Annotated in this window: 11 protein-coding genes; 6 read left to right on the top strand and 5 right to left on the bottom strand. The window is 52.0% G+C overall.

What is annotated here, in order from left to right; all coding sequences use genetic code 11:
* The first annotated feature begins 281 nt into the window (after positions 1 to 281).
* Complete coding sequence (gene rd, locus G451_RS33910) at positions 282 to 443, top strand: rubredoxin (RefSeq protein WP_084448763.1); 162 nt, start codon at positions 282 to 284, stop codon at positions 441 to 443.
* Positions 444 to 550: 107 nt separating this feature from the next.
* Positions 551 to 1759, top strand: a complete 1209-nt coding sequence (locus G451_RS0124425; protein ID WP_027186292.1) for an FprA family A-type flavoprotein — start codon at positions 551 to 553, stop codon at positions 1757 to 1759.
* Between the two features lie 170 nt (positions 1760 to 1929).
* Here G451_RS0124425 and G451_RS0124420 read toward each other — a convergent pair whose 3' ends face one another.
* From G451_RS0124420 to G451_RS33325, 5 genes are all read right to left on the bottom strand, one after another.
* The gene (locus G451_RS0124420) at positions 1930 to 2757 is read right to left on the bottom strand and encodes a hypothetical protein (protein ID WP_027186291.1); all 828 of its coding nucleotides are present in this window, start codon (positions 2755 to 2757) and stop codon (positions 1930 to 1932) included.
* Between the two features lie 66 nt (positions 2758 to 2823).
* Positions 2824 to 3219: a DUF4150 domain-containing protein gene (locus G451_RS0124415; protein ID WP_027186290.1), complete on the bottom strand. Its 396-nt coding sequence runs from the start codon at positions 3217 to 3219 to the stop codon at positions 2824 to 2826.
* Between the two features lie 27 nt (positions 3220 to 3246).
* Positions 3247 to 3912: a DUF3540 domain-containing protein gene (locus G451_RS0124410; protein ID WP_027186289.1), complete on the bottom strand. Its 666-nt coding sequence runs from the start codon at positions 3910 to 3912 to the stop codon at positions 3247 to 3249.
* A gap of 23 nt (positions 3913 to 3935) precedes the next feature.
* Complete coding sequence (locus tag G451_RS0124405) at positions 3936 to 6470, bottom strand: DUF2169 family type VI secretion system accessory protein (RefSeq protein WP_027186288.1); 2535 nt, start codon at positions 6468 to 6470, stop codon at positions 3936 to 3938.
* A 15-nt stretch (positions 6471 to 6485) separates the two neighbouring features.
* Positions 6486 to 9164 carry a type VI secretion system Vgr family protein gene (locus tag G451_RS33325; RefSeq protein ID WP_051261865.1) on the bottom strand — a complete coding sequence of 893 codons (2679 nt, stop codon included), beginning with the start codon at positions 9162 to 9164 and terminating at the stop codon, positions 6486 to 6488.
* 477 nt (positions 9165 to 9641) lie between these two features.
* Here G451_RS33325 and fdhF point away from each other — a divergent pair, with 477 nt between their 5' ends.
* Genes fdhF through G451_RS0124375 form a run of 4 tightly spaced genes read left to right on the top strand, consistent with a single transcriptional unit; the run spans position 9642 to position 14225 of the window.
* Complete coding sequence (fdhF, locus tag G451_RS31515; RefSeq protein ID WP_084448761.1) at positions 9642 to 11738, top strand: formate dehydrogenase subunit alpha; 2097 nt, start codon at positions 9642 to 9644, stop codon at positions 11736 to 11738.
* Positions 11723 to 12316, top strand: a complete 594-nt coding sequence (locus G451_RS0124385) for a 4Fe-4S dicluster domain-containing protein (protein WP_027186286.1) — start codon at positions 11723 to 11725, stop codon at positions 12314 to 12316. The genes fdhF and G451_RS0124385 overlap by 16 nt, the downstream gene beginning before the upstream one ends.
* Positions 12313 to 13701 carry a [Fe-Fe] hydrogenase large subunit C-terminal domain-containing protein gene (locus tag G451_RS0124380; RefSeq protein ID WP_027186285.1) on the top strand — a complete coding sequence of 463 codons (1389 nt, stop codon included), beginning with the start codon at positions 12313 to 12315 and terminating at the stop codon, positions 13699 to 13701. Before G451_RS0124385 ends, G451_RS0124380 begins: the two co-directional genes overlap by 4 nt.
* Entirely contained in the window at positions 13701 to 14225 is a 525-nt protein-coding gene (locus tag G451_RS0124375) for a 4Fe-4S dicluster domain-containing protein (protein ID WP_027186284.1), read from the top strand. The genes G451_RS0124380 and G451_RS0124375 overlap by 1 nt, the downstream gene beginning before the upstream one ends.
* Positions 14226 to 14228 lie beyond the last annotated feature (3 nt).

Here is a 14228-nt window from a genome sequence, read left to right as displayed (position 1 = left end):
TTTGATCGAGACATCACCGCTTGACAAAGCCGGATAAATAGCTTGTTAGTATAAGTCAGCTACGCCAAGGACTGTTTCTTCTGCCGACGGAGTTCGGTCTACCGCGTTGCCTCACCCGAACCACCCGCTTTTTTTACTAAAAGCAGGACGGTTCGCTTTAGTTTTGTTTTTCCCTCGTTGCCGCTCAGGCAAGGGACATATCTAATGTCTCGGCGCTGAGGGCTAAAATGAGGACATAACGAGTTACAAGAACAACACACTTTCAATAACAGGAGAACACCATGGATAAATATGTCTGCAACGTGTGCGGCTATGAGTATGACCCTGAAGCTGGCGATCCTGATAACGGCGTCAACCCCGGAACATCCTTTGAGGACGTTCCCGAAGATTGGGTTTGCCCCGTCTGTGGCGCTGGAAAGGACGAATTCAGCAAGGAAGCCTAAGACACTTTCCCTTTTCTGATAACAAATCAGGTCCATCAGAGTCGCTGGTGGACCATTCTTTTTTCACAGGGCATCGTCCCGTGATTTTTATTGAAGTGAGGAATATAATGGAAGCCTTTGAAGTTAAAAAAGATGTATGGTGGGTTGGAACTGTCGACTGGGTTTGCCGAAATTTTCACGGCTACACCACATCCCAGCGAGGCACGACCTACAATGCCTTTCTTATCAAGGACGAAAAAAATGTCCTTATCGATACGGTGAAATCCGAATATGGTCCCAAGATGCTGTGCAATATCGCTCACGTCATGGAACCGGAAAAGGTTGATTACATTGTCGTCAACCACCTCGAACAGGATCACTCCGGTGCTTTGAGCCTACTGGTTGAAAAGACCCAGCCGGAAAAGATTTTCTGCTCGACCATGGGTGCCAAAAACATCCAGAAGATCTATCCCCAAAGCAAAGACTGGCCTATTGTCCCGGTCAAAACCGGCGACAGCATTTCCATCGGTTCCCGCACCTTGACCTTCGTCGAACTGCGCATGATGCACTGGCCAGATAATATGGGAACCTATGTTTCCGAAGACAAGCTTTTCATTTCCAGCGATGCCTTCGGCCAGAACTGGGCTACCTCCGAAAAATTCGCCGATGAAGTTGATCGAAGCGAATTCACCCGCCTGCTGCGCCGTTACTATAACAACATCATCATGCCCTATTCCCCCATGGTTCTCAAAAAGCTTGATGAAATCGAGAAGATGAATATCGAAATCGATATGATTCTGCCCGACCATGGTCTGCTCATCCGTGGCGACGATGTACCGAACGTCCTCAATGAGTACCGGGAACTTGCTCTGCAAAAACCCAAGAAGAAAGCCGTCATCGTCTATGACACCATGTGGCATTCCACGGAAAAAATGGCCAACGCCGTTGCCTCCGGCCTTGCCGAAAAAGGTATCAGTGTGAAGCTGTTCTATCTCAAGGCCAACAACCACAGCGATGTCATGGAAGAAGTATGGGATGCGGGCGCCGTCATCGTTGGCTCTCCCACCCACAACAACGGTATCATGCCGAGGGTGGCGGATTGCCTCACCTACATGAAGGGCTTGCGTCCTCAGAAAAAAATCGGTGCTGCAATAGGTTCCTTCGGATGGAGCGGGGAATCCGTGAACATCCTGACCGAGCATCTCAAAAATATGGGTATGGATACCCCCGTCGACCCCATTAAAGTCCAATACGTCCCCGACCACGAAATACTCAAAAAGTGCGTCGAAATGGGCCGCACCTTGGCCGATGCGATTATCGCGAAGGTTGAAGAATAATAAATCAAGACGACAAAGACTGAGGAGCGCCTTTGGCGTCTGGGCAATGAAAATCTTCTTGCTTCATCCTCAAGTTTAAACTGTCTTGTGTCTGAATTCGTGGGCTGTGAGGGCAACCTCACAGCCCATTTGTTATGGGGTGGGAAACGTTTTTACCTTCATGCATCACCTCACCCTGACGATCGATCCTCATCTTGTATGAACTTCCACGCCGCCACAATGGCCAGGATGACCGCAGCGAACAGGAGAAGTTGCGAGGTGAAGACGGTCCGGGTGTGGTTCACCAACAGGGTAAAGTAGTCATGCATGGCAATGACACCCAAGACAAAATAGAATGCAATGGCTTTTTTCCGTATCATGAAAATATAACGGGCATGGGCATCAAAATTGAGGAGGACGGCAAAAACAAGGAATGCAAACACATGGAGAAAAAAGAAAGAGAAATGGAGCCATCCGACTTTGCCCCATTGGGGTTCAGAAGCGTTCCATTCATTGGTGATAAGGCTGTCGACGCCCAAAATGCGTGCACGAATGCTCAGTTCGGGCCGAACATCTATGGTGAAAATTTGGATGAATACATTATCACCCGGATTGAGCAGCGTTGGGGATAATGTCACTTCTTTCGGGGTATAGTGGAGTTTCATACTGATATCTTCCGGCTGAAACTCATAGTACAACTGAACAATCTTCGAGTCGTTGGTGATGGTCACACTCACCGGTGTTTCGAAATCCGAGCGTGCAATAGGGATATTGCCGGTGTTCTTGACGATAATCGTCGTCAAATACGGATAATCAACAGGCTTTCCCCCAATATAGACATCCATGGGGGGATTATCGGTCGCGTCGTTCACTTCGAGCGGTGTCTTCGACACGAGTTTGAACAGCAACCCCCTGCCCGGAAGATTGGACGAGGCAAGCCAGGACACCATGCCGATGGCTACAAGGAAAAACGCCGCCGCCACCAACAGGGACCAATATTTTTCCAAAAAATTGTTCATCGCGTCTCTCCTTGTTCATGCCCTGGAAGCCGCTGTCTATATTTCTCCCAGCACGGGCGAGACATTTCACCCGTTGATGATCACCTTGAGCTGACTCGGAACGGCGACCGAACCCTCACAATTTTTTTTGTTTTGCGTTGTCGGATCGTTTAAACGAATGGCCGGATGCCCCTCGATATTGACTTTCAGTGATCCGGCTATGAATTTGCATTTGCCATTCAGCGTGTTGGAAATCACTCCTCCGATCAATCCGGGGGCAGGCCCCGTTATGGACGACGGCACAGACGATGCCAGCGTTACGGCCTCATGATCTACAATCTTGACTTTGGTTGAAACCCCTTCCGCTTTATTCAACTCAGCCGTATTCGGATAAGGAATCGGCACCACGGCATCACCGACTTGTGTCTTGCACACGTCCACTTCGCTCAATGCCATACCACCCGCTTTGGTTGCCGCTTGCATACTTCCACCTCACAGCCTTTCTTTATATCAGCCGAGATTGATGCGTTCGCCGTCCACCTTCACCTCGCGATGTGCGATCATTTCCACATCGTTTGCATGCATCGACATACGGTCTTCCGCGCGCACGTCTATGGATGAAGCCCGCACCCGCTCGTTGCGTACAGATCGAAAACACCGCTCCATACGTTGCACCAGGGACAGCATCACGGCACGAACCGTGTTGATCTGCGCCACGCAGGTTCGCGCACACACATCAAGACGAAGAAACGATACCGTCCCTTTGACACCATGCACGACAACTTCCGCACCCTGTAACGCAAGGCGAGACGTTCCTTCCACCTGCACTTCCGGAGCACGCACACACACCGTATCGGGGAATTCCAAGGTGCTCGGACCAGCCGCCTTTTCAAGAACATGAAGGATGTAGGTTTCTGCCTCCCCTTCACGCAGAACAAGCACTTTGTCACCGGATTCAGGGACAAGCAGACACCCTGCCGCCTGCTTGGCTTCATGATGCTGTCCATCAATCACCAGTTGAAACCGGTTGTCTTTCCGGGTGAGTACGCGAGCAGTCTCCAGTGTATTGGTTGCTTTTCGTTCGGAAACGACACGCACAACATGTCTTTTGTGGTGAGAATTTTTGACTGAAGCTTCGGCGTGCTTCTCAAATGGCAATGTTTTGGCTGTCTTCATACGAACTCCTTGCACCCCGCTGCTTACTCAATAAAATTCGCATACAACGCCGGATCACGAAGTGTATCGCGTCGCTCCGCCCCCGTCATATCCGGATCAGACACCACACATTTATAGAGGTCGGCGCCGCGCAAATTGGCTTCTGAAAAATTGACATTCACTAAACAAGCACGCCGGAACATACAGTCTTCAAACATGGCCTGCGAGAAATTCGCGCTTTCAGCATTGCTTTGAAAAAAACGGGCACCCCGAGCATTGGCCCCTTTGAAACACACCCCGCGTATATCGCAATGACTCAAGTCAGCACGTTCAAGGTTCGTACTGCTCATATTGGCCTGCTGAAGACAAGCGCCTCGCCAGCCTGACAACGTCATGACAGCATCATGAAATATTGCCTTGTCGGCGCAGGTCTCGGCATCTGCGCGGGAGTTGAAAAGCTCTGCTCCAGTCCAATCCGATCCACGCAGATTGGCTCCATACAAACGAATCCGTGCGGCTTGTGCCTGACACAATCGTGCGTTCTCCATAATGGCTCGACTGCAATCCGCATCGTCCAGATTCGCACCGGTAAAATCGGCTTCCGTCGCATCGGCGTCGTACAAAAAAACACCTGGCGCAAGCACTTGAGGAGCAGACACATTGCGCAACATGGCCTTTTCACATCGTGCTTCAGACAAATTCGCTCCGTCCAGATGACATCCGGTAAAATCCGCCGTGGTACAATCTGCACCGTCCAGTCGTGCCGCGCTGAGATTGCAGCCGGCAAAACACGTCTTTCGCAAGATGGCATGGCGACAATCGACCCCCGCCAAATCCTGCCCCCGGAAATCCAAGCCGCTCAAATCTCTCCCAGCCAGGCTTTCTCCAGCCTGATACAACTGCAATGCGTGCTCCACCGTCAGTGCCACCGGTTCGGCTTCGACAGCGGAATCAACAGTCGGTTCAGGAGAAGGGGCTTCATGATGCGTTGCTGCGCCCAATTCCGTGGCATAGCGTTGCAATGCGGCAAAAGACGCCGCCAAATTCTCTGACGCAGCAATCATTTTGCGCATCCCGCGTTTCACACTCTCCGATATCGTCGGATCAGCCAACGATGCGGCAAAATGTTTCCCAAGGTCAGGCGGCTCATCCATCTGTTCACAGGAACGAAGAAACTCTTCCGTTTCTGCTTCAGTTTTTCCGCTTTGCAACAGCAGATCCCGAGCTTGCGCATCCAATGAAACCGCCATGTTTCGTATTTCGTCCAACGAATCACCCGTGCCTTCAGCGACACTATCGGCTTCCAAATGGCTCTGTTCGCGTTCGAGCTGAGCAAGGAAGTCGTCTGCCTCCTCCGCACGAATCCCCGCTTTTTTTAAAAGCGCTTGCGACTCGGCTTCAAGTGCAGCAATGGTTTGCTGTAACGCCCCCATTACCGGTGTCACTTCGGACAACGACGCGGAAGGTTCCGGTTGTGTTTCGCGTCTTTCTGGAGGAGATATGGTTTCCGATGATGAACTGGAAGGCTCCGCAGGTTCTTGAGATTCAGAGGGCAACACTTGTTCACGCAACAGTTTTTGATAATAGTCCAAAGACTCCAGTGGGATATTGGACGGTTCGAAAACAGTCAGTAACGCGCCAATGTCCGCACATTCTTCATTCATTGTCCATGTTTGCGCACGAAATGTCAGCGCGCCAATTTCGCAATCAGGAAACAAGGTCAAGGTATCGGCATGTGTCGGAATTTCTTCAAACTCATATCCATCGTCCAGAATACGCTGGACGAACACGCGACAGCGTATACCCGGCAGACTGCCGCCAACCGTATCTTTTTCTGGATGCATTCCGGTTATGGCGAAATCTTCCGTTCCCGTAAAAAAACCAGGAAGACGTTGATCACGCGGAGCGCATAAAAAAAATTCAGGTTCCACATCATGTGGCATACCGGGCCAATGATGAAGAAACCAGTGCCCATTGTATGTTCCCGCCTGTAAAGACCTCCATGGAGAGGACGGTGGAAGGGCGCCGAGTCCTGCCGGCTCTCCCGGCACATCGGGTGATGTCATATATTCGTTGCATATCTCGACATGCGGCAACGGCAGGGTGCCATCGTCTCGGCACTGTCGCCCCATTCCTTTGGGATTCTTCGCATAGTCCTGCCCGCCATAAGCATGCTCCCACGTTATGGGGATACAGGAAAAGGGTTGTGGATCACTGTGGACATTCCCCAACCAAATACGATCACCAAACACGGTCAGCGTTTTGCAACATGTCCCAACCCGAACATCCACGGACCGCGCTCGGGTTCCTGCAATTTCTCCAGACAAGGCATAACACGATCCGTACACCAAAAATTCAGCACGCGGTTTCGGCAAAGCTTCATCCAGCGGTGTTCCCTCCGGCAACGCGGCCGTGGCACAATCCCACAACTCGTCTTCGGGCAACAACGCTTCAACCTGGGAAGAAAACGGGAAACACGCTATACAGGCCAGAACAAGATCACAGGTGTCTGTGTCTTCTCCAGATGCAGGCTGAAGACTATAGAGCAGAGCCAAGGTGTCGGGTTTCAGTATGATCATGACGTAAACGTCCCTTTACCCGATTTCCACAGTGGACCCTTTTAGAGTCAATTTTCCGCTCGAATTAATGGTTCCGACACTGCACGTTATGGTGACGCCATCCCCTTTGACACTCATCTTGTTGCTATTCCCCGCAGAGACGACAGCTTCATCGGTTTTTGCGATAACATTCCCCGCGTTATTTCCCGTGGCAAAATAGAGTTTTGCCTCCGTATCGGATAAGGAAAGTCCTCCTTTTGCTTTAGCCAAAAGACCGATGGTCTGTTGGTTGATGGTCAGACTCAAAGGCTGTTCCTGCCATTTGGTCACGGCCAATTTGATTTCATTGCCGTTCTGTAATGTTGCTTTCGCACTGTCGCTCTTCGAATTTGCTTGGAGATCCAAACTGGAAAGCTCTATGGCCGTTCCCTTTTTCGTCATTTCAAAAATTGTTTTCTTCTTCACACGATGTTGTTCTTGCGCTTGCCCGTGAATATTGCGTCGCATGGAGCTTTTATTGACTTCAAAATGGAGAAGCGCATTCTCGGAAACATTGTAATTGACCACGCCCTTGATGCCGTTGCGATCCATACTGATGACCGACGTTTTTTCGTTCTCTGACGCTTCCTCATAGTTTTTGGCCACTTTCAAGATATTTTTGGCACAAAATCCCGCCAGGGTAAGTCCAGCAACCGTCGACAATCCACCGGCGGCTTCACTGGGCGCCACCCATTCAAGACTGGCGTTTTTTTTGAAGGTTTGATCAAACGGCAAGGTCATCGCTTTTACACCAAGCCCGCTGAGTACACTTGCGGCAATACCGAGTTTCAAAGCGCGTTTGGCATTTTTCACCTGTGTATCGACGCGTTGTCCGATCCCTCCGCTCAATTCCACGGTATCCAGACCAACGACATACATGGTGTTTTTCAAGTCCATGGCCTCATCACCCAATTCGACCTGCTTCCCTTTGACCATAGAGACTTTCGATGTCAGCGCCGCCTCGGTTTGAATAGCGGCACTCACGTCACTTTGCATACCAACGGTCACATCGCTTTTCACGCCAGCGACAAGACTCGTATCCGATCCACCAACGATACTGACCTGCCCTCCAACGGCGAGCGAATCGATGATTCCTTTGGTCGAAATGGCAATACTGCCACCACCACCGGGTTTATGCGATCCCATGGCAATGCCGCTGTCTGCATGGGGCGAAAACATGCCGATGAATTCCTGCCCTTTTTTGTCGCCCATCACGAGCTGATTCCCTGAGGCACTCCGTATGGCGTTGGCCGGTGCGTTGGTGCTGTCCACCATACTTTGTTGTTCCGGGTTGGGCAGAGCAGCAGAAATAATAGGTCGATCCACATCGCCATCAATAAAGGCAAGCAAGACTTCCGTTCCTTTCAGCAACGGGAAGTGCATACCATGCCCTGCGCCTCCATACGGTTGGGCCATACGAAGCCAGGACGATGCTTTCCCCTCGGGTTCGCCACCGATATCGAACGGAAGACGCACCTTGTACCGGCCGTGCTCGTCAAGAAACGCATAATCCGTATCGCCGTCGGCCTCCACGTTGGCATTCAGCGTTCCGTAACACCGCGGCTTGACAGCACGTTGCTCGGGTCGAAATTGCGTATCGGCGGGAATGGCGCGAAGCGCATTCGTATAGAACATCTTGGATTCATGATCGGATAACGACGGGCCAAGCCCCGACAGGAGCGCTTTGGTCTGATTCCCCTCATGGCGCAGTTCCTCGACCAAATACGTTGTATTGAAATCATCGCGATAGTGATTGATCAACGAGAACAAATAACCGGGCCGAAGAAACGATGCCGAACTATGTCCGGAAAACATCTTCTGCTTGCTGCGAATCTGTTCAGCCCGAACTTCAGCGAGATATTCCCCTTCTTCTTGGTCTTTAAAATTATCGCCATACATATAGAACTGGCCGTGTCCCTGCTCCGTAATCGGTGCGGTGCTGGAAAGGTCCACGTTGGGGATGCGATAGTTGTAATCTTTGAGCAAAACCCGTTTGGGAACCAGGCATTCTTCACACACAAAATTCATCACCCAGTCGTCATGCGATCCAACATCCAACCCCTGTTGTTTGACATAGCGCAGAGGAATGCTTTCCGGCGAACGAACGTGAGCGATGCGATTGTCCGTGATGATCATTTTTTCACCGGAATCCGTCTGCTCAAAAAAATAATACAACCCGTCACGTTCGAGCCATCGCGAAAGAAAATTGAGGTGGCTTTCCCGGTACTGACAAACATATTCACGTTGTGGGTATGTGCGAGACAAACGAAATTCAAAATCGTTATCCGTCAACACACCAATATCGGTGAGTGTTGCGGCAACGATTTCCGGAACGGTTTTATTAAGAAAAATCTGATTATGACAGGTAAGCCCCAAGCACCACAGACGTGGTACAAGTACCGCTCGATAAAATGTATGCTGCCGAACAGCATGTTGTTCTTCAAAACGAGCCAACACACCATGGATAGAGATATCAGGACGAAACCCACCACCAATACGCAGTGTTGAACGTTCTTCAAGGATATCATGCATGGCCACGTCGCGTGCCTCAGAGGCCAGCTCAAGAGTGAATGCATAAGGACGCGAGAGTCCTTCCGTTCCTGTGAAGCTGATGACGGAAAACGTATCCTCTGGCAATCCAGCACATTGCAACGAAAATCGTTTTTGCACGTCCATTTGTCCCTCCATGAAAAAACGAGGACCTCAGAGGATGGGAAAATAACATACTCCACGCCAAATGTCACAATGAACAATTTCTTCAACGGTATAAAACGCAAAGGCAGTTCTGGAGTATCACAAGACAATCTTTCAAACGAATAATTCTCATGAGCTTTCGCACACAAAGTCTCTTATGATAGTATGAAAATCGTTCACGATATGCAAAAAAAGACGGTGTAGGACGACACAATAATTCTACAACGATGGTAATAAGAAATTTGAGTGCGTAAAAAGTCGGAATGCACACAATCCTGAGATATTCGCAAACATCAATTTTATTGCACGCAAATACTCCTATTGCACGCAATCATTGCGTGCAATTCTTGGCAACGATGTCCATACTCCGCATCTCAATCCCATATCATACTGCTTTTACAAAATAAAAAACCATACACATCTACGAGAATGTGGCATATCCTATGCTTGGAGGTGGTCATGCAACAAATCACCACAATCTGTCCGTACTGCGGTGTCGGATGCTCCCTTTCATTACATGTTGAGAACGACCGCATTGTGAGTGTTTCTCCTGGGCCGGAATCGTCGGTGAACCACGGCGCCCTCTGCTCCAAAGGCCGATATGGATTTGATTTTGTCCACCATGCCGACCGGCTGAAAACACCCCTTATTCGCCATAATGGACATCTCCTTCCTGCTTCATGGGACGATGCAATGGACCTTGTAATCCACAAGCTGTCCTCCATTGTCGCACAAAACGGTTCCGATGCAGTCGCCGGATTGAGCAGCGCCCGTTGTACGAACGAGGAAAACTACCTCTTTCAAAAACTACTTCGCGCCGGTTTCGGAACGAATAATATTGATCACTGTGCCAGGCTCTGACACGCCCCCACGATGGCTGGTCTGGTCATCTCATTGGGAAGCGGCTCCATGACGAATTCCATTCGGGAGATAGAAGATATGGGCCACGGTGATTGCATGTGTGTCACGGGCTCCAACACGACCGAATGCCACCCCGTCATCGGGTTGGCCATGATGGAAGCGAAACGCAACGGTGCATCACTTATCGTCATTGATCCTCGCGAAATCGATCTTGCTCGTCATGCCGATGTCTGGTTGCGTTTACGCCCAGGAACGGATACCGCCGTGTTCTCTGCTATGGCGCGCGTTCTGTATGATGACGGTATGGTCGATGTTGCTGCAATTGCTGCGATGACCGAAGATTTCGACGCCTTTAGCGAAAGCCTGTCGGAATTCGATCCCGATGTTGTCGCGTCCATCGCCGATGTTCCCGCAGATGACATCCGCAAGGCTGCACGGATTATTGGCAAATCCGCCAATACGGCGTTTTATTATACCATGGGCATCACCCAGCATACCGCCGGGACAAACAATGTGTTGTCTATTTCCAATCTGGCGTTATTGACCGGAAATCTCGGTCGCCCGAAAACCGGCGTGAATCCTTTGCGCGGCCAGAACAACGTACAGGGGTCGTGCGATATGGGGACGCTCCCCCATATCTTCACCGGCTATCGGCCAGTGACAGACGATGCTGTCCGCAAGACATTTGAAACGGCATGGGGTGTTCCGCTTTCAAAAACGCCCGGTATGACTATTCCCAGAATGCTGGATGCCATGGCGCAAGGCACCCTTAAAGGACTGTTCGTTTTTGGCGAAAATCCCATGCGGAGCGACCCCGATGTCTCTCATGTGGAACATTGCCTGAAACATCTCGATTTTCTTGTGGTACAAGACCTCTTTCTCACCGAAACAGCGCAGCTTGCCGATGTCGTCTTACCCGGCGCAAGTTTCGCCGAAAAAGATGGAACGTTCACGAGTACGGAACGCCGCGTGCAACGCATTCGACAAGCTATTTCTCCTGTGGGAAACAGTCGTCCTGACTGGCAAATTCTGGCTGATCTGCTTGCCCGCCGCGGTCGCTCCGAACGCTATGCTACGCCCGAGGATATCTTTAACGAAATGCGCCTGCTCACGCCCTCTCACGCCGGTATCACCTATGAACGGCTTGAATCGGACGGCATACAGTGGCCATGTCCGAGCGAATCTCATCCAGGAACGCCGATTCTCCATGTAGGAAGTTGTGCCCGTGGGCGAGGACGGTTTGTTCCGCTTTTGTATCGGGAACCAGCAGAACTCCCCGATGCGGAGTATCCGTTGACCCTCACGACGGGCCGTGTGGTTGCGCATTACCATACCGGAACCATGACGCGACGATGTTTCGGCCTGGACGGCACCTGGCCCGAAGAGCGCGTGGAAATCCATCCCAACGATGCTGCAACGTACGGTATTATCGACGAAGACCGTGTTGAGATTCGTACCCGCCGAGGCGCTGTTCGTGCCAGGGCCTGGGTCACGCGTCGCGTGCGTCCAGGGTTGGTCTTCATGTCCTTTCATTTTACGGAAAGCTCGGCCAATATCCTCACGACGTCCGCTGCCGACCCCTTAGCCGGAACGCCACAGTTTAAAGTCTGCGCCGTGGCACTCCGTCCAATCGACGATGCCGAAACGGTAACGTCATCATCTGCCAAGGAGAAGACGTCATGTCTCCACGTTTGAATCCCTTCATCCTGGCAACTGCCGCCAAATGTATCGGTTGTCGAGCCTGTGAATTGGCCTGTGCCGCTGCCCATGTTCCGAGTGGCTCCACAGTGGGAAGCCTGCGTGGCCCACTGGTGCCTCGCCTCTACCTGACTCGCGCCGAGCATGTCTGTGTTCCCGTCGGCTGCCGACATTGCGAAGACGCCCCCTGCATTACGGTCTGTCCCAATGCAGCCATACGCCGCACGGACGCGGGTGTTCTCGTTGACGCAAACCGTTGTGTGGGATGCAAGACCTGTATTGCCGCCTGTCCCGTTGGTGCCATGGAAATGGCGACGGTCTGGAAGAATGGTCAGCCGTCTATGCGGCGTGTTGTTGATCCGGACGATCCGGAAAAATTTTCTATCGAACCAGCCCTCCTGGCAAGCAAATGCGACCTGTGCAATGAACGTGAAGCCGGTCCGGCATGTGTGGCAGCGTGCCCGAATCAGGCGTTAACCCTGGTCGATCCTATAAAAATTAAGAAACGTCGTAATCTCGAAGCAGCTTTGGCTTTAGCCGGAGCTGGCGCGAGACCAGGAGAGGAATGGTCATGACGTCCACCCCCATCATTTCCATCGATCCCGCACTGTGTACAGGATGCCGCCGCTGTGCGTCCGTCTGCCCAGTCGATGCGATTATCGGTTATGAACATGAACCACAGAGCATCGATACGGCACGATGTGTCATATGTGGACAATGCGTACAAATGTGTTCGGCATTTCTCTCGCCCTTTGACGATATCGACCTCGATCCGGCGACCATACGTCGTACGAGAGGTGTGCCGGAGAACGACCCCTCTCCACTTTTCGCAGCGCATTTCCAAAGCCACCGAGAAGATGTTGCCGCTATGCTCGCCGATCCATCGAAAACGACCATGGTCCAGTGCGCTCCCGCCGTTCGCGCATCGATTGCCGAAGAATTCGGACTGGCTCCCGGAACGCTGACGCCGGGTCAGTTAGCCGCGGCATTACGACGCCTGGGATTCGACGCCGTGTATGATACGGTCTTTGCCGCTGACGTCACCATTATGGAAGAATCCACCGAATTATTGGAGCGCGTTGCATCGGGCGGTCCACTCCCCATGTTCACCTCATGTTGTCCCGGATGGGTGCGCTCCGTGGAAACAACCTGGCCCGATCTCTTGCCACACCTTTCAAGTTGCAAATCTCCGCAACAAATGGCTGGCGCACTATTTAAGACCTACGGTGCACAACTCGCCGGAATCGACGCGAAAGATATTGCCAGCATCTCGATTATGCCATGCACGGCCAAAAAATTTGAAGCCGCTCGCCCGGAGATGAATGCCAGTGGTGAACGCGATGTGGACGCCGTCTTGACGGTGACCGAACTCGCGGCCATGCTCAAACAACGCGGTATTGATCTGACAACACTTCCCGATGAAACCTTTGATGTCCCCATGGGACTCTATTCCGGTGCTGGAGCCATTTTCGGCGCCACTGGCGGTGTCACAGAAGCGGCACTTCGTACGGCCATTGCTGTGACCAGCGGTAACGACGTCTGTGAAAGCGGCGTGAAATTTACACCAGCCGGCGAAGGAGTGGTCCGTGCCACGGTGGAGATTGCCGGAAAGCCCATTCGTGCCGTAATTGTTTCGGGCTTGGCCCACGCACGGCCGTTGCTTGAAGCCGTCCGTACCGGCACGGCAGATTTCGATTTCATGGAAGTGATGTGCTGCACCGGAGGATGTGTTGCCGGAGGAGGGCAACCCAAATTGTTGCCAGGTCTCGACAAAGCCGACGCCATCGCGCGCCGACGAGCGAGCCTGCAACGACACGACAAAGAATTGCCCGTTCGCGCCTCCCACAAAAACCCGGCCGTTGTCGCGCTCTATGAAAACTTTCTGGAGAAACCCTTGGGGCATCGTCCCCATACGTTGTTGCATACCCATTATGGCGACGACACGGAGGGTCACGAATAATGCATGTCTTTGTCCTGGCTGATCCAGCACGCTGTATCGGATGCCGGGCGTGCGAAATCGCCTGTGTGGCCGCGCATATGAAGCACGACATGGGACAGGCCATGGAAGACAGCCTGCCATTTTCTCCACGCCTCACATTGATACGGGAAGCTGGTGTCACCGCCCCCATTCAATGTCGGCAATGCGAAGACGCTCCTTGTGCCGCAGCCTGTCCCACCGGAGCGGTGACCTCGAATGGCCGCGTCGTCACTATTACCAGTACATTGTGTTGTGGTTGTAAAGCCTGTTTGGCCGTTTGTCCCGTAGGAGCAATGCAGATCGGACTCGTTGCCGGAGAGCACGCGCTCCCCGTTGCATATAAGTGTGACCTGTGTTCCGGACATGACACGCCGGCATGTGTTGCGGTTTGTCCCGCTGACGCACTACGCGTATTCACCAAGGAAAACCTGCAACATGTCGCCGGGTCACGACGGCAACAGAGTGCACGCCAATTGGCAGAACCCGGATATTCCAGGGAGACATAACGG

Origin of the sequence: Desulfovibrio inopinatus DSM 10711, assembly GCF_000429305.1 — a bacterium.
GTDB classification, from domain to species: Bacteria; Desulfobacterota; Desulfovibrionia; order Desulfovibrionales; family Desulfovibrionaceae; genus Alteridesulfovibrio; species Alteridesulfovibrio inopinatus.
Note: the sequence above shows the minus strand (reverse complement) of the source record. Positions and strands in the feature narration are given on the sequence as shown.

Coding starts and splice junctions, on each gene's coding strand:
- rd (WP_084448763.1), top strand. CDS start 282: ATGGATAAATATGTCTGCAACGTGTGCGGCTATGAGTATGACCCTGAA.
- G451_RS0124425 (WP_027186292.1), top strand. CDS start 551: ATGGAAGCCTTTGAAGTTAAAAAAGATGTATGGTGGGTTGGAACTGTC.
- G451_RS0124420 (WP_027186291.1), bottom strand. CDS start 2,757: ATGAACAATTTTTTGGAAAAATATTGGTCCCTGTTGGTGGCGGCGGCG.
- G451_RS0124415 (WP_027186290.1), bottom strand. CDS start 3,219: ATGCAAGCGGCAACCAAAGCGGGTGGTATGGCATTGAGCGAAGTGGAC.
- G451_RS0124410 (WP_027186289.1), bottom strand. CDS start 3,912: ATGAAGACAGCCAAAACATTGCCATTTGAGAAGCACGCCGAAGCTTCA.
- G451_RS0124405 (WP_027186288.1), bottom strand. CDS start 6,470: ATGATCATACTGAAACCCGACACCTTGGCTCTGCTCTATAGTCTTCAG.
- G451_RS33325 (WP_051261865.1), bottom strand. CDS start 9,164: ATGGACGTGCAAAAACGATTTTCGTTGCAATGTGCTGGATTGCCAGAG.
- G451_RS0124385 (WP_027186286.1), top strand. CDS start 11,723: ATGTCTCCACGTTTGAATCCCTTCATCCTGGCAACTGCCGCCAAATGT.
- G451_RS0124380 (WP_027186285.1), top strand. CDS start 12,313: ATGACGTCCACCCCCATCATTTCCATCGATCCCGCACTGTGTACAGGA.
- G451_RS0124375 (WP_027186284.1), top strand. CDS start 13,701: ATGCATGTCTTTGTCCTGGCTGATCCAGCACGCTGTATCGGATGCCGG.